Origin of the sequence: Clostridium lapidicellarium, assembly GCF_041224415.1 — a bacterium.
GTDB classification, from domain to species: Bacteria; Bacillota; Clostridia; order Clostridiales; family Clostridiaceae; genus Clostridium_B; species Clostridium_B lapidicellarium.
Window position 1 is genome coordinate 1 of the sequence record NZ_JBGFFE010000023.1, and the last position, 24680, is coordinate 24680.

Consider the following 24680-nt stretch of genomic DNA (forward strand, 5'->3'; position numbering starts at 1 on the left):
GGTTTCGTCCTTTCATACTTCTCTTTTGACATTACTCTTCCTCCTTGTTTATAACACATTTTATTTAAATAAACTTACCCTGGTGTGTTGTAAAAACTAATGTATTATTGGAGCCCATGACCAGGATTGAACTGGTGACCTCCACCTTACCAAGGTGACGCTCTGCCTACTGAGCTACATGGGCAATTGAATTTGGAGCGGAAAACGGGACTCGAACCCGCGACGTCCAGCTTGGGAAGCTGGTGTTCTACCACTGAACTACTTCCGCCCATGAAATTTCTATTATATATCAAAAGTCACATACTGATTATCAATTCTAATACAAGTATATTTTTTTGTCAATATGTAATTTCATTTATTAGCCAGACATTTTTCCAATTTTCTCTTAACTCTCTGCAGCGCATTATCTATAGACTTAGCATGCCTATCCAAATCACACGCAATTTCCTGATAAGATTTACCATCCAAATAAGATGTAAGCACTTCCATTTCTAGGCTTGATAATACCTCACCTATTTCACTTTGTATGTGATTTAATTCTTCTCTACTAATTATAAGTTCTTCTGGATCCGCTACTTTGGCTTCCGATAATACATCCAACAATGTTCTGTCGGATTCCTCGTCATATATAGGCTTATTCAAAGAAACATAAGTATTTAACGGAATATGTTTTTGTCTAGTAGCAGTCTTTATAGCTGTTATTATCTGTCGAGTTACACAAAGTTCAGCAAAAGCTTTAAACGATGACAATTTATCCGATTTAAAGTCTCGTATAGCCTTAAATAGACCTATCATTCCTTCTTGATAAATGTCTTCCTTATCTGCTCCAATTAGGAAATACGACTTTGCCTTAGATTTAACAAAGTTTTCATATTTGCTTATTAAATACTCTTGCGCTCTTACATCCCCTTTTTTAGCTTCAACAATTACCTCTTCATCTAATTTTTCTACAAAGGGGGAATTTTGTCTGCCCTCAAGACTTGTACTCTCCAAGATATCCCCTCCAAAACAAATATAAATCACACATTTTAATTATACATTAGAAGTAAATTTATAGTCAATAGATTTTAACGACTTTTACGAATTTTTTCAAGTTTTTCCAGCATATCCTTTTCTATCCTATCTTCAATGGTATGTTTTTTATTCGAATATCTGTTTTGAATTTTATTTTTTATTTTGGATTCTATATTTTTAACTTCATGATAAAATTCAATAGAAGATACCCTCACTGCTCCTCTTTGAAATATAACTTGCTGTTCCAAAGAATCAGAAGTAACTACAAAAACCTCATTCTTACGTCCTATGTCATTTACTGTTTTCTCTATGAAAGAATCGGCCGTTTCATTTTCCTTAGTAAACACTACCGTAACATTTTCATTTATCTTTTCTTTATTTTCCAGACTTCCTATTACCATATGGGCATCAAAAACCAAAAAGATTTTATATCCTTTATAAACTGCATAGTTACTCAGCATTTCTATAAGTTCACGTCTTGCAGACTCAAAACTATACTCTTTTATATTATTTAACTCGGGCCAGCTATTTATCACATTATATCCATCTACAAAGATGTTTCTCAATTTTCATCACTTTTTATTCTTTGCTTTAATATTTCATACATCAGTATACCACCTGCCACAGAGGCATTCAATGAAGCTATATTACCTTGCATAGGTATTTTTACTAATATATCGCATTTCTCCTTAATTGATTTTGATATTCCCTTTCCTTCACTTCCTATGACCAAAGCAACAGCCCCTTTAAAATCAACATCAAAGCAATAACTTTGCCCGCTCATGTCTGCACCATACACCCATATATTTTTTTCCTTAAGCTTCTGTATTGTATTATTCAAATTAGCAACTTTACATATTCTCATATACTCCACTGCCCCTGCAGAGGACTTATAAACAGCAGGTGTAACACCTACATTCCTTCTTCTGGGAATTATAATTCCATGTACTCCACATATTTCGGCAGTCCTTATTATAGAACCAAAATTATGGGGATCTTCTATTTCATCCAGTATAACAATAAACGGAAGTTCACCCTTTCTTCTGGCATATTCCAATATATCTTCCAGCTCAAAATACTTATAGGGGGTTACCTGGGCAATTACCCCTTGATGATTTCCCGTTTCGGAAATCCTGTCTAATTTTTTTCTATCAACTTTTTTTATTATTATATTCTTCTCTTTTGCCATGGCAATTATAACTTTTAAAGATCCTGACACATTTCTGCCTGCAACAAATATTTGCTCTATAGTTTTACCGTTATCAGACTTCAAAGCTTCAATAACCGCATTTCTTCCTTCTACCAGATCTTCCCTTAAAATATTATTATCATCATTTACATATCTTCCAACATCAATTTTATTTTTCATAACCATACCTTTTTCATCTTTATTTTTAATTTTTATATTCCATTGCATTGATATCATCTATAAACAAAATTTCTTAAAACTCCCCCCTTTCTCTCAAATCAGTTACTGATTTAAATAAAAGATTCAACCTATCCCATCTCCCAGTTAAATATAAAAATCCCACTAAAGTTTCAAATCCAGTAGCAAATCTATATTCTTGCACATCTGCATTTTTAGGAACTGTCCCTGATTTGGCATTTCTTCCCCTTTTAAAGAAATATAATTCCTCTTCAGACAATTTCGTCTCTAATTTTTTTATAATCTCACTTTGAGAATGAGCTTTTACGAATTTTACAGCTTCTACATGAAGATTATGTACATGCATATTCCTATGTTTATCTACCAAATACACCCTCACAAAGGTTTCATATACTGCATCACCTACAAAGGCAACTGTAAGAGGGCTTATCTGTCTTACACTATTATCGTCCCATTTTATATTAAATAAATCATTTTTCATCTTGATCTCCTGTCTAATTAAAATCAACTGGCACCCTATTTTCAAATATGACTTCAGCTATACTCAAATCTTCAGGTGTAGTTATCTTTATATTGTCGTAACTTCCCTCATACAAATAAACTCTATTTCCATAATGCTCTGCCACTATGGTATCATCAGTAGCCTGAATTCCATCATTTACGGCTCTTCTATGGCAATCATAAATCAAACTGTATTTAAAACATTGAGGAGTTTGGACTAAAAAAAGTTTTTCCCTACTTAAAGTACCTTGAGAAAACCCATTTTCACCTCTGCTTTTTATAGTATCTTTAGGTTTCATGCCACAGGCACATGCTCCATATACACCGGCATATCTTATTCCATCCTGAATAATATTTTCTGTTACAAAGGGCCTCGCCCCATCATGAATTAAAACAATTTCACAATTTTTCAAAACTTTTAATCCATTAAATACTGAATTTTGACGTTCCTTTCCCCCTTCAACTATTTTTGTAACTTTATTTAAATCATATTTTTTAATTACGTTTTCTCTACAGTACTCAATTTCATTTTTTTCACAAACTATTACAATACTATCTATTAAAGGGCTTTTATTAAAAGAATTTATTGAATAATACAGCATAGGTTTACCTTTGATATCAATAAACTGCTTATTAATTCCCTTTTTCATTCTCTTTCCCCTGCCGGCTGCTACAATAACAGCACAATTGCTGCCCATAGATCACATATCTCCTTTTTGTTTTGCAAATATCATCCTGCCAGCTGCTGTTTGTAAAACAGACGTAACTACTACATTTCTTGTCTCTCCTATAGATTTCTTCCCGCCTTCTACAACTATCATAGTTCCATCATCCAGATAAGCTATACCCTGTCCCGATTCTTTACCGTCTTTAATTATCTGCACTTTCATTTCCTCTCCCGGGAGAACTACAGGTTTTACAGCATTTGCCAGCTCATTTATGTTGAGAACAGGAACACCTTGAAATTCTGCAACTTTATTTAAATTATAGTCGTTGGTAACCACTTTCCCATTTAAAACCCTGGATAGCTTTAAAAGTTTACTATCAACTTCCTCTATTTCTGGAAAATCTTTTTCATATATTATCACATCAATATTTAATTCTTTTTGTATTTTATTCAGTACATCCAATCCTCTTCTACCTCTAGTTCTCTTTAAGCCATCTGAGGAATCGGCTATATGTCTAAGTTCCGCCAATACAAAATTAGGTATAACAAGTGGTCCTTCCACAAAACCGGTCTGACATATATCAAATATTCTCCCGTCTATTATAACCGAGGTGTCTAAAACTTTAGGGTAATATCCTCTATGTCCATTTTTTCCCTTTTTATCTTTACTTCCCTGAAGTTTACGAGAACCTATATTGGAAATCAAAGATATAATTTCTTCTCTTTTTCGTATGGCAATATTGGCACCCAGTGCAGCCATAAGTATAGCTATTACCACTCCCAGTATAGGACCCACAATTGGAATTTTAGTCAACAACTCAAGAAACACTGCTGAAATAAGAAGTCCTACTAACGCCCCTGCAACTCCTAATATTATTTCAGCCGCAGGTAATTTTTGAAGACTTTTTTCAATATAATCCATTATCTTCATAATAACAGAATTAATCCATGGCGATACCAAAAACATTATAATTCCAAAAAGTATAGTCAATATAATTAAAAATAAAATCCTTTTTATAGGCCCATTGTATAAGTACGCTACTGCAGAAAAATAAGTGGACTCTATGGCACCTTTCCCTGCTAAATATCCTAATATTAAGCCTATTATTGTAAAAAGTCCTCTAAGTATTTTCTTTAACAATAGACTCACCTCCTCTAAATTAATCAGTTATATTTTTTTACCTTTTAACAGTTAATATATATTAAGGAAATAATTTTTTCAATAAAATTAATCTTATTTAATAAATTATTTACTTAATATGAATATATTAATTTAATATCCTTTAGATAATTATACCAAAAATTAGAATTCATAAACAATTTTTGTCCACTTTTTAAAGGTTAATCCCCCTATCCATAAAATTGTTCTTGGTTTATTATATAATAAACAATGTAAATCTCTAATTGGTAAAATCATCTAACACTACAATTAAAACTTGTAGATAATATGTTAAATTTATATAAGGAGTTGAACTTGATGAAAGATATAATTTTTGATGATTTTCAAAATACTGTAAATGAATCGTTAATAAGGCATAAAAGTATTTTAGATATAATAACCAAACTTCAGGAATCAAATGCCAGAATAAATAGAGCAATTGCAAAATCCATTACAAACTGTGGATGCATAGAGGTCTGTGCCAAAAAACAAGATGCACTGGAAAACATCAATGAAGATATTGAATCTTTAAAATCTCATATGAGTACACAGATAAAAGGCAAATTATGTAATAAGTGCCGGGACATAATACAAAATGAGATAGGCAATAATTTATTTTATCTCACATCATTATGCAATGTACTTGATTTAAATTTGTACGATATACTTTTAAAGGAATATGATAAAATAGATACTCTCGGCAAATATTCACTGAGATAGTTTTTAGCACAAAATAAGTATGTTTATATTTATTTTGTGCTAAAGTTTATTGTCTACCATGATTTGTTCCTTAAGCCTCCTGAGCCCGTTTTTTATGGCCCTGGCCCTGGCTTCACCTATTCCTTCAACTTTATCGAGTTCTTCATAGGATGCTTCCATGACACCTTTAAGCTCCTTAAAGTTTTTAACTATATTATCTATTACATTGGATGGTATCCTTGGAATTTTACTCAACATTCTATATCCTCTCGGTGATATCAGGGTATCCACAAGAGGTACTCCCACATATCCCAACGCCCTAGAGATAAAATCAAGATTCAGAAGTTCATCCGAGCTTATACCCTGAATTTGCTTATATATGTCATCATAATCCATGCCACTTTGACAGTAATCCCTTATCATAAGTATTCCATCACGTTCGACGCCTTTAATGAGTTCGTTTAACTGCATGGAAATCAGTCTTCCTTCATTTCCCAACTCACATATATATATTTCAATTTCAGAAACTACCCTCATCACCATCTCAGTTCTTTGAATAGCAGTCATAACATCAAACAACGTAACTATATCCTGAAACTCAAGAATATTAAGGTTGTTTACCACTCTATTCAATACGGATACATATTTTTCCAGAGTCTGAAGAGCTTGATTAGCCCTTGCTAACATAACACTGCTGTCCCTAAGTACATATTTAATGTACCCTTTGTATATGGTTATTACATTTCTTCTTTGAGAAATTGCAATGACTATAGCCCCAGTTTGTTTTGCAACTCTATCTGCAGTCCTGTGTCTTGTACCGGTTTCAAAAGTTGGGATGCTCGGATCCGGAATAAGTTGAGTATTTGCATATAATATCTTTTTTAAATCACTGCTAATTATTATAGCACCATCCATTTTTGCAAGTTCATATATATAGGATGGGCTGTAATCTGAATTAATAGTAAATCCACCATCTACAATTTTTAATATCTGTTCACTGTCTCCCAAAACTATTAGTCCGCCAGTTTTAGCTTTTAATATGTTCCTAAGTCCTTCTCTCAGCTGAGTCCCTGGTGCCAAAAGTTTCAATATGCCTTTAAGTTCTTTTTCTTTTTCCACTCTCAAAACTATCACCCTAATTAAAAAACTTTATTTAATACTTCTTTTAAAGAAGATATTCCTATAGTATTTATTTTATTAGTATTTATTTTTTCCTTATTTCTATATGGCAATATTATATTCTTAAATCCCATTTTTTCAGCTTCATTAACAATTCTGCCACAATAGGATACGGGCCTAACCTCACCTGTAAGTCCAATTTCACCTACAGCCAAAAAATTATCCAATACTATTTCTTTAGCCCTAGCACTGGATATAAGGGCAATCGCAAGTCCCAGATCTCCAAAAGTGCCATCTAATTTAAGGCCGCCTACTACATTCACATAAACATCACAGTTATAGAATGGTATTTTAAGCTTTTTTTCCAATACCGCTAAAATCAAATTCAATCTTGAAGTATCTATTCCAACTACTGTTCTTCTGGGGATAACAGCCCTTGTTTGGCTAACCAGCGCCTGTATTTCAACCAGAATAGGTCTCCTACCTTCCATTATACCTATAACAACAGAACCCTCTTTTTGAGATGTTCTCTCTTCTAAAAATACTCCAGAAGGATTTCTTATTTCTCTAAGTCCATCTTCTATCATTTCAAATACACCAATTTCACTGGTAGTACCGAAACGATTCTTGACAGTCCTAAGTACCCTAAATTCTCCCGTTCTTTCTCCTTCAAAAGATAATACAGTATCTACAATATGCTCAAGTACTCTTGGCCCTGCCAATTCACCCTGTTTAGTAACATGAGCTACTATAAAAAAAGATATATTCCTTTCCTTTCCCATACGCATAATATCGTTGGAAACTTCTCTTACTTGAGATACACTGCCTGGTGCCGAGCTAATGCCTTCCTTAAACAAAGTTTGTATAGAGTCAATAACTACAAATGTAGGTTTATTTTTTTCTATATGTTTCTCTATTCTATCCAAATTATTTTCAGAAACTATAAAAAGATCATCGGACAATGCCTTAAGTCTATCAGCTCTCATTTTTATCTGTTCTTCCGATTCTTCTCCAGAAACGTACAACACCCTTCCATATTTTTTAGCGATATTACTGGCAGTCTGTAAAAGCAAAGTAGATTTCCCTATTCCGGGAGCACCCGATATAAGAGTAATTGATCCTCTTACAATTCCTCCTCCAACAACTCTGTTCAATTCCATTATACCAGTATCAAGTCTTTCATATTCACCTGATTTAATATTATTTATACTTTTTGGCGTACTGCTAAATTCCGGATGTCTAAAAGTCTCATGTTGGGGGGACTTAATTTCTTCTACCATACTGTTCCAACTGTTGCAATTAGGACACTTTCCCATCCATTTTGGAGACTGATAGCCACATTTTTGGCACGTAAAAACTGTTTTTATTTTTGTCACTCAATTGTCCCCTTTCATAAAAATATTTAAAATTCAATAAAAATTAAGCTTTATGCCCCAAAGGGCATAAAGTTTAATTTTATCTCACTTCAGAAATACCTAGATCAAAGCTAATTATTATTAACATTAACCTTGTCAGCATTAATTTTGCTGAAAGTTAATTCGTCATTACTTACATCTGCTTTTATGCTGTCGCCTTTTTTAACATTTCCCTCAAGCATTTCTTCAGAAAGCTTATCTTCTACAATTTTAGTTATAGCCCTTCGCAGCGGCCTTGCACCATAATTTATATCAAAGCCCTCTTTTGCCAATAACTTTTGAGCTTTTTCAGTAAAGCTGATTTTTATATTTTGGGCTATAAGTCTGGAAGATACATTCTTCAGCATAAGTTTCACTATTTGTACTAGATCTTTTTCCTCCAGCGGATGAAAAACTATTATATCATCAATCCTATTTAAAAATTCAGGTCTAAAGGATTTTTTCAGTTCCTCCATTATATTGTCTTTCATTTTCTCATATTGACTTTCCTTCGCACTCTTATCATCAACTGCAAACCCCATGGTTTTTTGTTTTTTTATAGTGGAAACTCCTACATTGGAAGTCATTATTATTATAGTGTTTTTAAAGTTCACCGTCTTTCCTTTACCATCTGTCAATCTGCCGTCTTCCAATATCTGCAGCAATATATTGAATACTTCAGGATGCGCTTTTTCTATTTCATCAAATAACACCACTGAATACGGGTTTCGCCTTACTTTTTCAGTAAGCTGGCCGCCTTCATCATATCCGACATACCCTGGAGGTGAACCTATCAACCTGGATACAGTATGTTTTTCCATATACTCAGACATGTCAATTCTTATCATATTGTTCTCATCGCCAAACATAGCCTCGGCCAATGCTTTTGACAGTTCAGTCTTACCAACGCCAGTAGGTCCCAAAAATATAAATGAACCTATAGGCCTTTTCGGATCTTTAAGCCCCACTCTAGCTCTTCTCACCGCTCTAGATATGGATTTAACTGCCTCATCCTGACCTATTACTCTCTTATGAAGAATTTTTTCCAAGTTCAGCAATCTTTCAGATTCCTTTTCCGTTAACTTTTCTACAGGGATATTAGTCCATTGAGATACAACTGATGCAACCTGCGGCTCTCCGACTATAAGTGTAGATACCTCTTTTTTAGTCTTCCAATTTGTCTTTAAATCCTCCAATTTATCTTTTAACTTCTTTTCTTCATCTCTTAATTTAGCTGCTTTCTCAAAATCTTGAACTCTGATGGAATCTTCCTTTTCCTTCGTTATCTTTTCGAGATCCTTCTCCAATTTTTTCAAATCAGGCGGGGCAACTAAATTTTGTATCCTGACTTTAGCGGCGGCTTCATCAATTAAATCAATCGCTTTATCCGGCAAATACCTTTCCGTAATATACCTGTCTGACAAATTTACCGCAGCTTCAATGGCTTCATCTATTATCTTGACCCTATGATGTGCTTCATATTTATCTCTTAGTCCCTTCAGTATCAAAACAGCTTCTTTCTTAGTGGGTTCCCCTACCAATATAGGTTGAAACCTTCTCTCAAGAGCAGAATCTTTCTCAATATACTTTCTGTATTCATCTATAGTCGTAGCCCCGATACATTGAATTTCCCCTCTGGCCAAAGCAGGTTTCAATATATTTGAAGCATCTATAGCTCCTTCGGCAGCTCCTGCACCTATTATTGTATGAACTTCATCTATAAACAGTATCACATTGCCTGCTTTTCTTATTTCCTCCATAACTTTTTTAAGTCTTTCCTCAAATTCTCCTCTATATTTTGAACCGGCTATCATGGAAGATAGATCCAGTGTGACTACTCTTTTCCCCTTTAAAAGTTCAGGAATATTATCCGAAACTATTTTTTCCGCCAGTCCTTCTGCTATAGCAGTTTTTCCTACTCCGGGATCCCCTATTAGACAAGGATTGTTCTTAGTCCTCCTGCTTAATATTTCAAGAACCCTTTGGGTCTCTTTTTCCCTACCTATCACAGGATCAAGCTTTCCCTCCCTTGCCAGATCCGTCAAATCTCTTCCAAACTGATCAAGAGTTGGAGTAGGTTCACCATTTGTTTTCTTAGTTCCATTCAAATTTGAAGATTGCTCTCCTGAAAGTGCCTCTATAAGTTGTTTCCTTAGTTTGTTAAAGTCCGCACCCAAATTATTTAGGATAGTAAAAGCCACGCCTTCTGATTCTCTAATTAACGCAAGCAAAATATGCTCCGGGCTGATATAATTATGATTCAAATTTCTAGCTTCAAACAGACTCAATTCCAAAAGCCTTTTTGTTCTGGGAGTAAGAGGAATTTCCTTATTGTATAGATCTACTTCGCCTCTGCCCTCATACTCCTCTATAAAGCTCCGCACCGCTTCAATTGTAATATTCATATTATTCAAAAGATTCTTGGCTATCCCATCTTCCTTCAATATGCCAAGAAGTACATGTTCCGTACCCACATATCCATGTTGAAGTGCCTGAGCTTCTTCTTGAGCATAAATAAGTACTTTTTGTGCTCTTTCTGTAAATCTTCCAAACATCATAATGTCTCACCTTCCTTTTTTACCTATTTGTTATCTATCGCTAATTCTTTCCTAACAAGTTTTGCCCTATTAAAATCTCTCTCTCCCCTAGACAAATTTCTATTATACTGTTTTTGTATCGCAGCTGGCTGTATATTTATCAAAAGATTATTTAAAGCAACTTTATTCACATCTTTGATTATCCCCATCTCAACTCCCAATCTCACATCAGATAAGAGCTTCAGACATTCATTTGAATCTAAAAGCACGGCTGATCTCAATACACCAAGTGCCCTATAAACTCTGTCTTCTAATTCATATCTATATTTTTTCATAAGGCTTTCTCTGGAAATCTTTTCTTCATTTATAACCTGGATAACTATAGCCTTCAGATTGCTCAATATCTCTTCCTCGCTTCGCCCCAAAGTTATCTGATTAGAAATCTGATATATATTTCCCACCACTTTAGAGCCTTCACCATATAAGCCTCTAACGGTCATTCCAACTTGAGCCAGGGCATTTAAGAGTCCATTCATTTGATTGTTCAGTGAAAGTGCAGGAAGATGCAGCATAACAGATACCCTCAACCCTGTACCCACATTAGTAGGACACGCCGTTAAATACCCTAATTTTTCATCAAACGCATAGTCTAAATTTTCTTCAAGGAGATCATCGATTTTATCACTTACATTATATGCCTCTTCCAAATTCAACCCTGCCGTTATACATTGAATCCTTATATGATCTTCTTCATTTATCATTATACTTACAGTTTCCTTATCATTAAGAATAAAGGCTGTTTTATCACTATTGTCTATTAAATTTTTGCTTATAAGATGTTTTTCAAAATAAAGCTGTCTTTCATTATTATTTTTTTCCCATAAATATTGAGTTTTAAATTTCTCTTGAATTTCGGGCAAAGTATAAAATGCATTCTCCACATTTTTTATTAAATTCCTACTCTTTTCTACATTCAACTTACGAGGAAAAGGGATTTTAGCCAAATTTCTTGCAAGCCTCATTCTGCTACTTATAACTAAATCCCCTTTATTATCACAAGCAGTGATCCAATTGTCCATAAGCTAATCCTCCCCTTTATTTTCTTTATTTTTATCTTGATCAGGCTGCTTTTCCATATCCTTTATCATATCTCTTATTGTAGCCGCTTTTTCATATTGTTCCAACGACACTGCCTTTTTAAGATCTGATTTCAATTTCAAAAGTTTCTTTTTTTGAATCATATCTTTACCGGCTCTTTGCGGTATTTTCCCCTTGTGATCCAAATTAACCTGAACTCTTTTTATAATCGGATCCAAAATATTTTTGAAATTTTTATAACATTCACTGCATCCCAGAAGACCAGTTTTCTTAAATTCATTATAAGAAGTACCGCAATTTTTACAGGATATATCAAAACTCTTATATTGTTCATTATTGGCATTCACCATATAGTCCATTATTCCGCTCAGTATATTTTGGAAACTAAAGGGTGATACAAAATCTATCTGAGGTACAGTATTAAGTATTCCTTTTTCCATAGCACATTTCTCACATAAATTAATCTCCTGTTTAGTTCCATTTATTATCTTTGTTATATGAATTGTAGCTTCATTTTTCTTACATATATCACAAAGCACATTATCACTCCCAAATGTATATTTATTCCTTTCACATAATTTTATTATATCATATATTTACCTATTAATAACAAATTTAGATGTATTAAATATAAGTACCATAACCGCCTTTAAAATCTCTGCCCTTAGTTTGTTTTTACTTTCAAGCTGTACATTAACCAATGTCCTATCATTTATAACAGTTTTCAATATCATGTTTTCTCTTTCCGTTACTATATCTTCTTCAAATAATCTCTCTATAATTTTCGCGGCAGAATTATAAGTTATACTGTCACCTATTTTTTCAATTATGGTCTTAAGTAAATTTTTATTACAGTTAAACTCCATCTTTTTTATAATTATACATCCGCCGCCCCCTCTTTTACTTTCTATATAATAACCTTTATCCATAGTAAATCGAGTAGTCAGTACATAATTTATCTGAGAAGGAGCACAGCTGAAATAATTAGCCAAATCATTTCTTCCAATCTGAAGTTGAGTTTCATCACTATTATTAAACATATCCTTTATAAATTCTTCTATTACATCTGACAACCTTGCCACATTATCACCTTCTTGACTTTGACTTTCTTTGACTTTTATTTAATGATATTATTAATTCTCTCTTTAATCAAATCTTATATAAGCTAATATCAAGCAATCTTTCACTATATATTCAACATACACATTATTATGCCCATTTTTTAAAATATATCTAAGTTTTAAATGCAGCTCTATAATTCTATACTGTCTCTACCTTATTGACTTTTCCTAAATGTGACGAATCTCCATGTAAAATAACAGTAGCTTGTCCATTTTGTATATTGACCTGACTCAGACTTGTTTGATGGATATACGGAGTGTGCCACAATTCTTCTAAAGGTGTATTTTCAAAATATGCCATTATTACTTTTAAAGTTACGGCATGAGTTACAATCAATACATTTTTACCATCGCACTTATTTATAATTCCCTTAATTAATGGTACAACCCTATCTTTTACATGTTCAAATTTTTCACCACCTTCTGGTTCATAAACATCAGGGCTAGTCCAAAAATTATGAAGCTGCTCCGGATTCTTTTTTCCAATTTCCTTCTGGTTAAATCCCTCCCATTTTCCCAAATCTATTTCCATAAGCCTGTCATCTTTTATTATAGGTATATTCCTAGATTCCACTAGTATTTTTGCAGTCCTCAATGCCCTACCTGAAGGGCTGGAATATACCACACTAAAATCAATGCTTTTCAATCTCTTTTTCAACAGATTGGCTTGTCGAATTCCTTCTTCAGTAAGCGGGGAGTCCTTTCTACCCTGCATCCTTTTTTCAGTATTCCACACTGTTTCCCCATGTCTTGTTATATATAATTTAACCATAAATTTCTCTCCTTAATCAAGTATAAAATATAGTTCCTATAATTTTTTATTATATCATATAAATGATATTTTTTTAATTCAGTTTCTATATCTAGATGCTCTTATATAACGCCGCTTTCCACTATAAACCTCATCTGAAACAATATTAAATTTTTTATTTTTTAACATTTTGTATATTATCTCTTTGTTTTCCTCTTCCTTTTCATCTATTTGTACAGTCAAATCATCCTTCTCTCCTGCTATTGATATATAATCGTATATAACACTACAATCTTCCGGGGAAATCTTTCCCCGTATATTCATTTTATATCTGGACATGGATATCTCCTTTTAATTAAAAATAATTGCCAATAAAATTATTATCTATTTTATTTTATCAAAATATACATGCATTAAAAAACTGTCCCAAATAAATCTTGAGACAGTTTCACTGCTTTACCCCTCTTTAACTTTTATTTTACTTTTACTTTCTATTATCTTATTTGCTTCGGAACCCGGCACCTCTTCATACCTTTCAAATCTCATTGTAAAATTTCCTCTAGCCTGAGTCATGGATCTTAAATCTGTAGCATACCTGAACATCTCGGCCTGAGGAACTTCAGCTATTATCACCTGGTATTTTCCTGAGCTTTCCATTCCCAATACCTTACCTCTTTTTTTGTTTATATCGCCAATCACATCACCCATATAGCATTCAGGAATATATACTTCAACATGTTCAATTGGTTCCAACAAAATGGGTCCAGCTTCCATAAGCCCTCTTTTATAGGCCAGCGAAGCAGCTATTTTAAATGCCATCTCTGAAGAATCCACAGGATGATACGAGCCATCATGAAGAGTTGCTCTCAGCCTTATTACAGGGTAACCGGCCAGAACTCCATGATTTATGCATTCCCGCAGACCTTTTTCTACTGCTGGAATATATTGTCTTGGCACTACCCCGCCCACTACTTTATCTACAAATTCCAAATCATCTTCTCCATCAGTCCTCGGTTCAAATTTAATTTTCACATCACCATACTGCCCATGTCCTCCAGATTGCTTTTTATGTTTTCCTTGAACATCAGAGGATTTCTTTATAGTCTCCCTGTAAGGTACCTTGGGCCGCTGCAAAATAACTTCTATTCCAAATTTAGATTTCAACTTAGACGATATAACATCAATGTGAGTTTCACCTAATCCAGATATTATCGCTTCTGCATTTTCCGTATCCCTGGACACTTTAAATGTGAGATCTTCTTCCACCATTTTATTCAATCCATTTAATATTTTATCCTCATCATTTTTAGATTTAGGCAAAATTGCCATTGAAATCACAGGTTCAGGAAACTCAATATCTTTAAATGCTATAGACGATTTAGGGCAACATAGAGTATCCCCCGTACTCGTAAATTGCAGTTTAGCCACAGCCCCTAAATCACCTGCAGTTATTTCAGAAACAGGAATTTGCTGTTTTCCTCTTAAAAAATACATACTTCCTATCTTTTCATTTTTATTCTTCTTAACATTGTATACCACCGTATCGGATTTTAACTTCCCTGTCATAACTCTAAACAAAGATAATTTTCCTACAAACGGATCAATTATAGTTTTAAAAACAAAAGCCGAAAAAGGCTTTTTTTTATCTATTCCCACAGTTAGTTCAGAATTATTTTTCAAATTTTCCGCCTTTACAGGCACCATATTTTCCGGTGATGGAAAACATTCAATTATATCTTCAATCAAAGTTTCCATTCCTATTCCAGTTAAAGCAGAACCACACATTACAGGTACTACTTCTCCATTTGAACATCCATTTATCAAACCCGCATATATATCCTTATCCTCCAGAGTACCTTCATCTAAATATTTATCCAAAAGTTTTTCATCCGTTTCAGCTACGGCTTCTATTACCATATTTTTGCATTCGGCTATTTTTTCTAAAATATCTTTAGGTATATCTGCTTCCTTCATGATTTTTGTCTTATTATCAAATATTCTGGCCCTTTTTGAAATAACGTTTACAACACCTTTAAAACCACTTTCAACACCTATAGGATATTGAACCGGCACTACAGATATGCCAAATTTCCGCTTTAAATCTTCCAAAACTTTTTCAAAATTAGAATTTTCTCTATCAAGCTTATTTATATAAAAAGCTCTCGGTAAATTATATTTATTTACATAATCCCAACATTTCTCTGTTCCAACTTGAACTCCAGATACACCTGATACAACAATCAATGCCGTATCAACTGCCCTCAGCCCTTCCACAGTTTCACCCACAAAATCAAAATATCCCGGCATATCAACTAAATTTATCTTCACATCGTTATACTCGCAGGAAGCTAAAGATGTGGATAAAGATATTTTTCTCTTTTTTTCTTCTGTATTATAATCACTGACAGTATTTCCATTCTCAATTCTTCCAAGTCTGTCTATAGTCTTGGTATAGTAAAGTATTGCTTCTGTTAATGTAGTCTTCCCGGATCCACTGTGACCGATAATTCCTACATTCCTTAAATGTTCTGTTGAGTAGTTTTTCATAAGCAATTCCCCCTCTCACTTTACACTTAGTTTATATATTCTACTTACGTCTCAAAATCCCTGCTAAAATTAAATAAATTTTCACAATAATATGATTTTAATAAATATATAAAAAATATTTTTACATAAAAAAAAAGAGCAACAAAATGTTACTCTTGTGGTGGAGATAAAGAGATTCGAACTCTTGACCCCCTGCGTGCAAGGCAGGTGCTCTCCCAGCTGAGCTATACCCCCACATGGTGGACCTTCAGGGACTCGAACCCCGGACCAACCGGTTATGAGCCGGTTGCTCTAACCAACTGAGCTAAAGATCCATATATTATCCGGCAGCGACCTGCTCTCCCACAGGGCCTCCCCTGCAGTACCCTCGGCACCGTGAAGCTTAACCTGCCTGTTCGGAATGGTAAGGGGTGTTACCTTCACGTTATTATCACCGGATATTTTTTCTTTCGCACTACAGTTTAATATTATACTGACATTTTTATTGATTGTCAATACTTTCTTTAAAAATCCGTCAAATTTCCCTCTGAAAGATAATTTTCTGCCAATTAAAAAATATTTTCTAACTATACAGGACTAATTTTATAAAAAGTTATATGATCTCTCCATTTTCCATTTATAAATAAGTATTTTTCATTTAAACCAAGTTTTTTAAATCCGCATCTTTTAAGAACTCTTTGAGATCTCAAGTTATCTACCAAGGTAGATGCTTCAATCCTATGTAATTTTAGCTCATCAAAAGCATATTCCAAAACCAAACTCAATGCTTCTTTCATATATCCCCTGCCCTGCTCCTCTTCATCTATAGAATATCCCACGAATGCACTTTTAAACACTCCCAGCATTATATTGGATATCTGTACCTTGCCTATAAATTTCCTATCTTTAAATATACCAAAATTAGCACTTCTGCCAGATAAGAACTGCTTATAGCTTTCAATTAAATTTCTTTTTTGCACTTCAAGTGTATAAAAACTTTCCTCTCGTTCGGGTTCAAATTCACTTAAGTAAGTTCTATTTTTTATATAATAATTCAGTACACTTGCTGCATTTTCCGGTGTCAAAATAGATAATGTTATATGACTTCCCTTTATATGTAATCCTTTATTTATACGTATATTTTTAGTTTCATCAAGATCCAAACCAAATAATATTTCATTTTTATATTCGGAATCAGCCTTTATGCTTTTTGATATTATACCTTCAAGTTCAAACCCCAGATCAGTAAATGCCTGTATATTTATATCCTCATGTGCCATTATATTTATTTTATTCAAATTAGCCTTTTTAAGAAGAATTTGTATAAAATTTTCCAGAGTATTCCTCAATAATTTATAACTGCGTTCTCCCCATCTATAAAATTTCAACCTAATCATACTATACTTATTGACTTCGGAAAGTTCAATTATAAATATTCTTCCTATGGTAATGCCTAAATTATCTCTCACTATATATTCATTATCATTACCTTTGACCAAATCAATGGATACAAGCTGTTCCCTCAGCATTCTTATCGCTCCCAATTAAGTTCCACAATTATAATTCTAAAAAAGTATATAAACTTCATCTGAATCAAGTAAATCCAAGTATAATTTTAAGTATATTATAGCATAAAATACTATATCAGGTGACTTTTAGATTCAAATGAAGTTTACACAATTGATATTTGAAACTTAAATATTTACTTCAACTTATGAATGAACAGTCCGCTTCTCAATTTGGGTTCAAACCAGGTGGACTTAGGAGGCATTACCCTTCCGCTGTCTGCAATATTCATTAACTCTTTCAAGGTAGTGGGATACATGGAAAAAGCAACTCCACCTCTTGATTTTTTTGCTCTTTGCTCTAACTCTCCAAGCCCTCTTATACCACCTACAAAACTTATCCTGCTATTTGTCCGCGGATCATCAATTCCCAAAATCGGAGACAATAAATTATTTTGAAGGATAGAAACATCCAGTTTATCAACAGGATCAGCTGAATTATACGTTCCTTCCTTTGCAGTAAGTTTATACCATTTCCCACACAAGTACATGCCATAAGTACCCTTGCAAAACGGATTATATCCGTCTTTTCCTCCACATGTTTCTACATAAAACCTTTTAGAAACCTCAGACAAATACTCTTCAGTAGAAAAGCCATTTAAATCGTCAACAACCCTGTTATATGAAATAATATTTAAATCTGAATCCGGGAAAAGTACAGATAGGAAAAAATTGAATTCTTCATCTCCAGAGTAATTTGGATTTTCTTCCCTTCTTTTGATACCCACTTTAACTGCAGAAGCTGCTCTATGATGCCCATCCGCTATATACAAAGTGTCTATACCTTTAAATAGATTACAGATTTTTTCTATTATGCCATCGTCATCTACCACCCAAACTTCATGCCTAACTCCATCACAAGCAGTAAAATCATAAACGGCTTTTTCCCTTATGCACATATTTACTACATCATTGATTTCATCATTATACCTATAAGTTAAAAAAATTGGTCCTGTATTGGCATTACAAATACCTATATGGTTCGTTCTATCCTGTTCCTTGTTTTTTCTAGTACATTCATGTTTTTTTATTTTATTATCTATATAATCATCTATAGAAGTACAGCCTACTATGCCCGTTTGACTTTTTCCATTTACAGTCAATCTATAAATATAAAAATTATTTTTCCCATCTTGTATCAATATATTATGGGATATCATTTTATTTAAATTTTCATTTGCTTTTTCATATACTTTTTTATCATAGATATCTACATTTTCATCCAAATCAATTTCAGCTTTATCAACATGAAGGAAAGAATAGACATTATTTTTGGCTATTTTTCTAGCTTCTTCACTGCTCATAACATCATAGGGCAATTCTGCTACTCTACTAGCCAGATCTTTCCTTGGCCGTATTGCTTTAAAAGGTCTTAAAACTGCCATTTTATATCTCCTTTATACTATTATATATTTACTAACTTTCTGTGCACACAAAAATTTTCAATTATAGACACTATTTCCTCACCTATTCTCTTTTGAGCTTCTACAGTTGAGCCTCCTATATGAGGTGTAACTGACACCCTTTCATTATTTACAAGTTCCCTACAAGGTTCAGGTTCATTTTCGAATACATCCATCCCCACGGCTGACACTTTCCCATTATTTAATTCCTCAACCAGAGCTCTTTCATCTATTACACCGCCTCTTGCACAATTTATTATATAAACCCCATCCTTCATCATTTCAATTTCCTTTTTGCCTATCACCGCATGTTGATTTTTGTCAAAAGGAATGTGAATTGATATATAATCCGCTTTTTCCAACAGTTCATTGAATTTACAAGATTCACAATAGCCGTATCCTTCTACTTTTCCGATTTTATCATAATATATTATCTTCATTCCCATGGCATAGGCCCTCTTTGCCACTTCCTTAGCAATTCTTCCAAAACCTATGAGGCCCAGAGTTTTACCATATAACTCCACTCCCTTATATTTCTTTTTCTCCCATTTTCCATCTCTCATGGTCACATTGGATATATTCAGATGTCTTGAAATTGCAAGTAAATGTGCCAGTGTCAGTTCAGCCACTGAAATAGTGCTGGCATCAGGTGTATTTTTAACAGCTATTCCATTTTCATCTGCATAATTTACATCTATATTATCTACCCCGACTCCGCCTCTTATTATAAGCTTCAGCTTACCATTTCTAGCTATATCTATAAGTGTTTTTCTAATTTTAGTAGCTGATCTCACTATTATAATGTCAAATTCCCCTATCCTATTCCTTAACTCTTCTTCTCCAAAATGTTTATTTAAAACATCATATCCCTTTGTTACAAGCTTATTAAAAGCTCTTTGATCAATCCCATCATTTGCCAATACCTTTATCAATTTCAAACCCTCCATTCATAACTTCAATATATAGTTAATAGTATCTATAAGTTCCTTTACATCAGAAAGATTAAAATCAGCCATATGTGCTATTCTAAAAGCCTTTCCCTTTAGTTTCCCATAGCCGTTTGATATCTGAAATCCTCTCTTGCCCAATTCATCATTTAACCAAGCTACATTTATATTTCTTGTATTTTTTATATTAGTAAGAGTATTGGAAAGATATCTCTCATCTGCAAACAATTCAAAATATTCTCTTGCCCAGTTTCTTACATATTCAGCCATCTCTATATGTCTCTTATACCTATTTTCAAGACCTTCTTCCAATATCCTATCTAACTGATAATCCATAGCAAACATATGTGAAATAGATGGTGTCGAAGGATATTGATAGTTCTTTTCATGAATACAATTATACAGAGAAAGCAAGTCCAAATAGTAGCCTCTAAATTTTATCTTTTTTGCTCTTTCTACTGCTTTTTGTGAAAAAGAACATATTGACATTCCCGGAGGAAGTCCCAGGGCTTTTTGACTGGATGTCAAACATATATCCACACCTAGTTTATCCACTTCTATTTTAGTGCCCCCCATGGAACTAACTGTATCCAAGCACCATACAACTTCCGGATATTTTTTCATTATCTCGGCTACATCTTCTATTGGATTCATAACTCCTGTAGAAGTTTCATTATGGGTTACACAAATCGAATCGTATTTACCCGTAGCCAGAACTTTGTCAATTCTATCCACATTCACAGCTTTTCCCCAGTCCTCTTCAAATAAATCCGCCGGTACATTATTGCACTTCGCAATTTTATACCATCTATTTCCAAAAGCACCCACAGAAAAAATAGCTGCTCTTTTTGCCGTGCTGCATCTTATTGCACCTTCTAAAAGACCCGTTCCCGATGAAGTAGAAAGTAAAATCTCTTCTTTTGTATTAAACACCTTTTTCATTTTATCGCTAATATTTTTTTGAAGTTCTGAAGCTTCTTTACTTCTGTGACCTATCATAGGTGTCGCCATTTTTTCTAAAACATCTTTTCTCACTTCTATTGGGCCTGGAATAAATAATTTTTTATGCATATCCTTACCTCCAAATAATTTATTAATTCACCGTTATACATTTATAAAGTAAAAATCATAAAACAAAGAGCCAACCAATCCCTTTAGGGACGATTGACTCGCGTTGCCACCCTTTTTGATCATATATAAATATATAATCCTCTCATTTAACTTAACGGTTTTTTCCCGTATTATTCATCATAATAATCCTCCAAGGTGGATTCACAAAAATGTGGGTATCAGTTCACACCAGACACTGACTCTCTTTTACCTAACTTATGCTACTATTCTCTTCATAAGATAATATTAAATTTTAAATTATAGCCATAAAAAATAAGGAACAATACTTGTACAAATATTACAAACAAAAAAGCCAACCATCCCTTTAGGGACGATTGGCTCGCGCTGCCACCCTTTTTGATTATATATAAAATATAATCCTCTCATTTAACTTAACGGTTTTTTCCCGTATTATTCATCATAATAATCCTCCAAGGTGGATTCACAAAAATGTGGGTATCAGTTCACACCAGACACTGACTCTCTTTTACCTAACTTATGCTACTATTCTCTTCATAAGATAATATTAAATTTTAAATTATAGCCATAAAAAATAAGGAACAATACTTGTACAAATATTACAAACAAAAAAGCCAACCATCCCTTTAGGGACGATTGGCTCGCGCTGCCACCCTTTTTGATTATATATAAAATATAATCCTCTCATTTAACTTAACGGTATTTTCCCGTATTATTCATCATAATAATCCTCCAAGGTGGATTCACAAAAGTATGAGTATCAGTTCACACCAGCCACTGATTCTCTTCTACCCAACTCACGTTACTATTCTCTTCATAAGATAATATTAAATTAATTATTTATGATTTATTAGTTATTATATGATTTAATTTTATATATGTCAACACTTTTTTGAATATTTGTTATTAATTTGTGATAATGTCACCTTAAAATTAACTTTAAAAATATGAGATTATGACTGATCTAAACTTGCCAAAACACTATCATAAAGATTTTTTACACATTTTCCATCCTGGAGATTTCTGCAATTGGTACAGCTTCTATAATAAGCTTCCCCAGTACCAGATTGAAATGAAAAATCATCCGGTTCATATCCTGGGCACGAGCTTCCTACGTGCCTCATTTCCTGATCACTCGACATAAATATCATTCCTTCCCTCTGAACTTAATTCATATTTACTATTTTTTCAATCTCATCAAATAACTTTTTGCTGCACTGTTCATCTACAAAGTTTACGCAATCATTACAGCTATTTGAAATATAACTGACTTCTAATCCCATCACGTCATTTTTAGGCCTATATTCTTTGCAGTTTTCTGCAACAACCATTTTATTCTGGATTGAAATCATAGAACTCACTCCTAAAAAACATTTACATTACGTCTTTAGTATTTCCAGATTCAAAAATTTAATTCAAAAAAGCCTCCAATATCTAAAACCATTGGAAGCTTTTAATCTTATCTATTTAAATCAAGCGTTTTCATTATATTCTTCTGAGTTTGATCTATTTTTTCACCTTTATACCTCACTGCATTTATCGGGCATATATGTATACACCTCAAACATAAAATACATTTGCTGTGAAAAATTGCATGTCCTCCTTCAAAAGTTATATTACTTTCGGGACAATTTCTAAGACACAACCCGCATTTACCACAATCTTCAGTAGAAGATATATTTTTTGACAGTTTAGGAATTCTATTTTTAAACATGCTGTAAATTATTTTATTAAATTCAAATCTAATAAATGGAACAGTTTCTATAGTAGATTTTCCCTCTACAAAACTTTTTACTACACCTTTCACCTTTTCATCTGCCTTTAACAGCAATTTTTCAATTGTGTTTTTATCAGGTTTCTTTCCTTTAACAAAATAAAAATTATTAGGCATCTTTATACTGATTTGTATTACTGGCATATACCCTTTCTTCACTAAACACTTTGATATAAAACCCGGCACTGAAGAAGAAGACGCAGCCTGTGTAGAATAGACTACTGCCTTCATTCTTCTCTTTAAATCATCAATTTCACTTAAAAAATCAGTCACAATTTTAGGCGGAAATTCAGCATAAACCGGTGAGCCTATAATTAAAAAATCATAATTCTCTGATTTTTTGTTTTCTAAAAACTGCATATCGAATAAATCTACATCTATGTTATAAAATGCAAAATCTTCCTTAAATCTATCTGCTACCCATTTAGTATTTCCCGTACCACTAAAATAATATAAAACACCCTTCATGACAATTTTACTTTCACTTTCAAACAGACAAAAATGAAAATAATTACTCCTCTCTAAATTATAATTCAATTTTTCAATTGAACATTTAGCTTCGTCCCTCTTCGGCATATTTTTTCCTATTTTCAAACATAATTTTACTCAAGATTTCAGCCGACGTAGGTGGTGTAAATGCTATAGCGTTAGCTCCTGCCATTATGGTACTTCTTATGCTAGATTCTGTAGGACCCCCTGTAGCTATTATTGGAAAGTTAGGATATTGTTTTCTAACTTCCTTTACTATATCAATGGTCTTTTCAGATCCCGAAACATTTATTATGGTAGATCCCGATTCCACTCTCCCCTTTACATCCTCATGTTCAGATACTATAGTCACTATTATAGGTATATCAATAGTATTTTTTATTTGTCGTATAACCTCATTCGGAATAGTACTATTCACTACAATTCCCATAGCACCCTTAAATTCTGCATCTAAAGCCAAATTTATAACTCTTTTACCTGTTGTCATTTTTCCGCCAACTCCGCAAAATACCGGTACATCGGCAGATAAAAGAATTGCCTGTGTTATAATAGGCTGTGGTGTAAATGGATACACCGCAATGATAGCATCTGCATTCGTATTTTTTATAATTGCTACATCAGTGGTAAACAACAGAGATTTTATTCTTTTACCAAATATTCTTATTCCACTTGCTTCTCTGATAATTTCAGGTACTTTAATCATATGCCTCTGGGTAATCCCTTTTATTTCAGGTATATATTTAGCCATTTTTTCCCTCCTCACTAATTAGATGCATATGTTTTTTACTAAACGTCTCTATCACAGCTGTTATCATCACATCTATAAGCTTTTTTTCCAGTATAGTTCAGCTCTTTTAATACTTTTCTAACTATTCTCTTACCAACTTCATCTTCTTTCATTTCACAAAGAGCGTCTTCTATATGACTCCAGTTCACCCATTCCACTTCAGAAGATTTTTTTATCTTTCCGCCATCATATTTTGCCATAAACGTAAGCATTATTATTTCCTTTTTATTATTACTGACATATTCACTTCCTAAATATTTTAAATCCTTCACTTTAAGACCCGATTCCTCAAATACTTCTCTATGTACGGTCTGTTCTACGGTTTCACCATTTGTAACATATCCTGATAAAAGCACCTTAGAATTTTTATATATATAACTTTGTTTCAGCAATAATATTTGATCTTTATTTATTACTGCAACTATCACACAGGGTGTAGGAGTATCAAAAAACATTATATCATCTTTAGGACAATATGGTACTCCTCCTTCATCCCAACTATACTTTTCTTCCAATTTTCTCCCACATATAGGACAATATTTAAATTTCATATACATGCTGCCAATAAAGCAGCCACACCCCCTTAATTTTATTAAATAAATTATGCAGTCAATAAACATATAATTATATCTACATTATAAATCTTATAAAAT

The 24680-nt window shown here is 33.2% G+C and carries 25 protein-coding genes, 4 tRNA genes, 1 rRNA gene and 3 other annotated features; of the genes, 1 reads left to right on the forward strand and 29 read right to left on the reverse strand.

Annotated features, from left to right (window positions below):
- Positions 1 to 108: 108 nt before the first annotated feature.
- The 8 genes from AB8S09_RS12755 to AB8S09_RS12790 form a co-directional block, all read right to left on the reverse strand.
- Positions 109 to 184, reverse strand: a tRNA-Thr gene (locus tag AB8S09_RS12755).
- 9 nt (positions 185 to 193) lie between these two features.
- A tRNA-Gly gene (locus AB8S09_RS12760) sits at positions 194 to 268 on the reverse strand.
- Positions 269 to 351: 83 nt separating this feature from the next.
- The gene (gene sigH / locus AB8S09_RS12765; protein WP_294183164.1) at positions 352 to 993 is read right to left on the reverse strand and encodes an RNA polymerase sporulation sigma factor SigH; all 642 of its coding nucleotides are present in this window, start codon (positions 991 to 993) and stop codon (positions 352 to 354) included.
- A 74-nt stretch (positions 994 to 1067) separates the two neighbouring features.
- Positions 1068 to 1580 (reverse strand): NYN domain-containing protein, encoded by a 513-nt coding sequence (locus AB8S09_RS12770; protein WP_294183166.1) that lies wholly within the window; start codon positions 1578 to 1580, stop codon positions 1068 to 1070.
- A complete protein-coding gene (gene rlmB / locus AB8S09_RS12775; protein ID WP_294183247.1) occupies positions 1577 to 2383 on the reverse strand; it encodes a 23S rRNA (guanosine(2251)-2'-O)-methyltransferase RlmB in 807 nt (268 codons plus the stop codon). Before rlmB ends, AB8S09_RS12770 begins: the two co-directional genes overlap by 4 nt.
- A 73-nt stretch (positions 2384 to 2456) precedes the next feature.
- Positions 2457 to 2882, reverse strand: coding sequence for a Mini-ribonuclease 3 (locus AB8S09_RS12780; RefSeq protein ID WP_294183169.1), 426 nt, complete (start codon positions 2880 to 2882; stop codon positions 2457 to 2459).
- Positions 2883 to 2895: 13 nt separating this feature from the next.
- Complete coding sequence (gene ispD / locus AB8S09_RS12785) at positions 2896 to 3600, reverse strand: 2-C-methyl-D-erythritol 4-phosphate cytidylyltransferase (protein ID WP_294183170.1); 705 nt, start codon at positions 3598 to 3600, stop codon at positions 2896 to 2898.
- A 3-nt stretch (positions 3601 to 3603) separates the two neighbouring features.
- Complete coding sequence (locus AB8S09_RS12790) at positions 3604 to 4710, reverse strand: PIN/TRAM domain-containing protein (protein WP_294183172.1); 1107 nt, start codon at positions 4708 to 4710, stop codon at positions 3604 to 3606.
- A 336-nt stretch (positions 4711 to 5046) separates the two neighbouring features.
- Between AB8S09_RS12790 and AB8S09_RS12795 the strand changes: the two genes are divergently transcribed.
- Positions 5047 to 5448 (forward strand): nucleoside triphosphate pyrophosphohydrolase family protein, encoded by a 402-nt coding sequence (locus AB8S09_RS12795; protein WP_294183174.1) that lies wholly within the window; start codon positions 5047 to 5049, stop codon positions 5446 to 5448.
- 39 nt (positions 5449 to 5487) lie between these two features.
- Here the strand turns inward: AB8S09_RS12795 and disA are convergent, their stop codons facing one another.
- From disA to AB8S09_RS12900, 21 genes are all read right to left on the reverse strand, one after another.
- On the reverse strand, positions 5488 to 6552 hold the full coding sequence (disA, locus tag AB8S09_RS12800) for a DNA integrity scanning diadenylate cyclase DisA (protein WP_294183248.1): 1065 nt from the start codon (positions 6550 to 6552) through the stop codon (positions 5488 to 5490).
- 14 nt (positions 6553 to 6566) lie between these two features.
- Complete coding sequence (radA, locus tag AB8S09_RS12805; RefSeq protein ID WP_294183175.1) at positions 6567 to 7922, reverse strand: DNA repair protein RadA; 1356 nt, start codon at positions 7920 to 7922, stop codon at positions 6567 to 6569.
- A 110-nt stretch (positions 7923 to 8032) separates the two neighbouring features.
- Positions 8033 to 10498, reverse strand: coding sequence for an ATP-dependent Clp protease ATP-binding subunit (locus tag AB8S09_RS12810; RefSeq protein ID WP_369869277.1), 2466 nt, complete (start codon positions 10496 to 10498; stop codon positions 8033 to 8035).
- Between the two features lie 23 nt (positions 10499 to 10521).
- Complete coding sequence (locus AB8S09_RS12815; protein ID WP_369869278.1) at positions 10522 to 11556, reverse strand: protein arginine kinase; 1035 nt, start codon at positions 11554 to 11556, stop codon at positions 10522 to 10524.
- Positions 11557 to 11559: 3 nt separating this feature from the next.
- Positions 11560 to 12114 (reverse strand): UvrB/UvrC motif-containing protein, encoded by a 555-nt coding sequence (locus AB8S09_RS12820; protein WP_294183180.1) that lies wholly within the window; start codon positions 12112 to 12114, stop codon positions 11560 to 11562.
- Between the two features lie 57 nt (positions 12115 to 12171).
- The gene (locus tag AB8S09_RS12825; protein WP_294183182.1) at positions 12172 to 12657 is read right to left on the reverse strand and encodes a CtsR family transcriptional regulator; all 486 of its coding nucleotides are present in this window, start codon (positions 12655 to 12657) and stop codon (positions 12172 to 12174) included.
- 178 nt (positions 12658 to 12835) lie between these two features.
- Entirely contained in the window at positions 12836 to 13468 is a 633-nt protein-coding gene (locus AB8S09_RS12830; RefSeq protein WP_369869279.1) for a histidine phosphatase family protein, read from the reverse strand.
- A 78-nt stretch (positions 13469 to 13546) separates the two neighbouring features.
- Entirely contained in the window at positions 13547 to 13786 is a 240-nt protein-coding gene (locus tag AB8S09_RS12835; RefSeq protein WP_369869280.1) for a hypothetical protein, read from the reverse strand.
- 117 nt (positions 13787 to 13903) lie between these two features.
- Positions 13904 to 15994 (reverse strand): elongation factor G, encoded by a 2091-nt coding sequence (gene fusA / locus AB8S09_RS12840; RefSeq protein WP_369869281.1) that lies wholly within the window; start codon positions 15992 to 15994, stop codon positions 13904 to 13906.
- A 158-nt stretch (positions 15995 to 16152) separates the two neighbouring features.
- Positions 16153 to 16228: transfer RNA gene (locus tag AB8S09_RS12845), tRNA-Ala, on the reverse strand.
- A gap of 3 nt (positions 16229 to 16231) precedes the next feature.
- A tRNA-Ile gene (locus tag AB8S09_RS12850) sits at positions 16232 to 16308 on the reverse strand.
- Positions 16309 to 16315: 7 nt separating this feature from the next.
- Positions 16316 to 16432 (reverse strand): 5S ribosomal RNA (gene rrf, locus AB8S09_RS12855).
- A 128-nt stretch (positions 16433 to 16560) separates the two neighbouring features.
- Positions 16561 to 17502, reverse strand: coding sequence for a GNAT family N-acetyltransferase (locus tag AB8S09_RS12860; RefSeq protein ID WP_294183190.1), 942 nt, complete (start codon positions 17500 to 17502; stop codon positions 16561 to 16563).
- 173 nt (positions 17503 to 17675) lie between these two features.
- The gene (locus AB8S09_RS12865) at positions 17676 to 18923 is read right to left on the reverse strand and encodes a DUF1015 domain-containing protein (protein WP_294183192.1); all 1248 of its coding nucleotides are present in this window, start codon (positions 18921 to 18923) and stop codon (positions 17676 to 17678) included.
- 20 nt (positions 18924 to 18943) lie between these two features.
- Positions 18944 to 19873, reverse strand: coding sequence for a D-2-hydroxyacid dehydrogenase (locus AB8S09_RS12870; RefSeq protein WP_294183194.1), 930 nt, complete (start codon positions 19871 to 19873; stop codon positions 18944 to 18946).
- Between the two features lie 15 nt (positions 19874 to 19888).
- Positions 19889 to 20959 (reverse strand): pyridoxal-phosphate-dependent aminotransferase family protein, encoded by a 1071-nt coding sequence (locus AB8S09_RS12875; protein WP_294183198.1) that lies wholly within the window; start codon positions 20957 to 20959, stop codon positions 19889 to 19891.
- A gap of 82 nt (positions 20960 to 21041) precedes the next feature.
- Positions 21042 to 21244, reverse strand: a binding site (T-box leader).
- A gap of 78 nt (positions 21245 to 21322) precedes the next feature.
- Positions 21323 to 21524, reverse strand: a binding site (T-box leader).
- Between the two features lie 78 nt (positions 21525 to 21602).
- Positions 21603 to 21804 (reverse strand) — a binding site (T-box leader).
- Positions 21805 to 21930: 126 nt separating this feature from the next.
- The gene (locus AB8S09_RS12880) at positions 21931 to 22119 is read right to left on the reverse strand and encodes a hypothetical protein (RefSeq protein ID WP_294183200.1); all 189 of its coding nucleotides are present in this window, start codon (positions 22117 to 22119) and stop codon (positions 21931 to 21933) included.
- 24 nt (positions 22120 to 22143) lie between these two features.
- On the reverse strand, positions 22144 to 22329 hold the full coding sequence (locus AB8S09_RS12885; RefSeq protein ID WP_294183202.1) for a hypothetical protein: 186 nt from the start codon (positions 22327 to 22329) through the stop codon (positions 22144 to 22146).
- A gap of 107 nt (positions 22330 to 22436) precedes the next feature.
- Positions 22437 to 23345 (reverse strand): EFR1 family ferrodoxin, encoded by a 909-nt coding sequence (locus AB8S09_RS12890; protein WP_294183203.1) that lies wholly within the window; start codon positions 23343 to 23345, stop codon positions 22437 to 22439.
- Positions 23305 to 23988 carry a hydrolase gene (locus AB8S09_RS12895; protein ID WP_294183204.1) on the reverse strand — a complete coding sequence of 228 codons (684 nt, stop codon included), beginning with the start codon at positions 23986 to 23988 and terminating at the stop codon, positions 23305 to 23307. The genes AB8S09_RS12890 and AB8S09_RS12895 overlap by 41 nt, the downstream gene beginning before the upstream one ends.
- Positions 23989 to 24026: 38 nt before the next feature.
- On the reverse strand, positions 24027 to 24578 hold the full coding sequence (locus AB8S09_RS12900; protein WP_369869282.1) for an NAD(+) diphosphatase: 552 nt from the start codon (positions 24576 to 24578) through the stop codon (positions 24027 to 24029).
- Positions 24579 to 24680: the final 102 nt, after the last annotated feature.

Bases quoted from the DNA above. Each gene is read 5' to 3' on its own strand.
- AB8S09_RS12885 (WP_294183202.1), bottom strand. From the start codon at position 22,329: ATGATTTCAATCCAGAATAAAATGGTTGTTGCAGAAAACTGCAAAGAA.
- AB8S09_RS12860 (WP_294183190.1), bottom strand. From the start codon at position 17,502: ATGCTGAGGGAACAGCTTGTATCCATTGATTTGGTCAAAGGTAATGAT.
- AB8S09_RS12900 (WP_369869282.1), bottom strand. From the start codon at position 24,578: ATGAAATTTAAATATTGTCCTATATGTGGGAGAAAATTGGAAGAAAAG.
- AB8S09_RS12895 (WP_294183204.1), bottom strand. From the start codon at position 23,988: ATGGCTAAATATATACCTGAAATAAAAGGGATTACCCAGAGGCATATG.
- AB8S09_RS12780 (WP_294183169.1), bottom strand. From the start codon at position 2,882: ATGAAAAATGATTTATTTAATATAAAATGGGACGATAATAGTGTAAGA.
- AB8S09_RS12830 (WP_369869279.1), bottom strand. From the start codon at position 13,468: ATGGTTAAATTATATATAACAAGACATGGGGAAACAGTGTGGAATACT.
- rlmB (WP_294183247.1), bottom strand. From the start codon at position 2,383: ATGAAAAATAAAATTGATGTTGGAAGATATGTAAATGATGATAATAAT.
- ispD (WP_294183170.1), bottom strand. From the start codon at position 3,600: ATGGGCAGCAATTGTGCTGTTATTGTAGCAGCCGGCAGGGGAAAGAGA.
- AB8S09_RS12865 (WP_294183192.1), bottom strand. From the start codon at position 18,923: ATGGCAGTTTTAAGACCTTTTAAAGCAATACGGCCAAGGAAAGATCTG.
- AB8S09_RS12880 (WP_294183200.1), bottom strand. From the start codon at position 22,119: ATGTCGAGTGATCAGGAAATGAGGCACGTAGGAAGCTCGTGCCCAGGA.
- AB8S09_RS12835 (WP_369869280.1), bottom strand. From the start codon at position 13,786: ATGTCCAGATATAAAATGAATATACGGGGAAAGATTTCCCCGGAAGAT.
- AB8S09_RS12795 (WP_294183174.1), top strand. From the start codon at position 5,047: ATGAAAGATATAATTTTTGATGATTTTCAAAATACTGTAAATGAATCG.
- AB8S09_RS12810 (WP_369869277.1), bottom strand. From the start codon at position 10,498: ATGATGTTTGGAAGATTTACAGAAAGAGCACAAAAAGTACTTATTTAT.
- AB8S09_RS12875 (WP_294183198.1), bottom strand. From the start codon at position 20,959: ATGCATAAAAAATTATTTATTCCAGGCCCAATAGAAGTGAGAAAAGAT.
- fusA (WP_369869281.1), bottom strand. From the start codon at position 15,994: ATGAAAAACTACTCAACAGAACATTTAAGGAATGTAGGAATTATCGGT.
- AB8S09_RS12815 (WP_369869278.1), bottom strand. From the start codon at position 11,556: ATGGACAATTGGATCACTGCTTGTGATAATAAAGGGGATTTAGTTATA.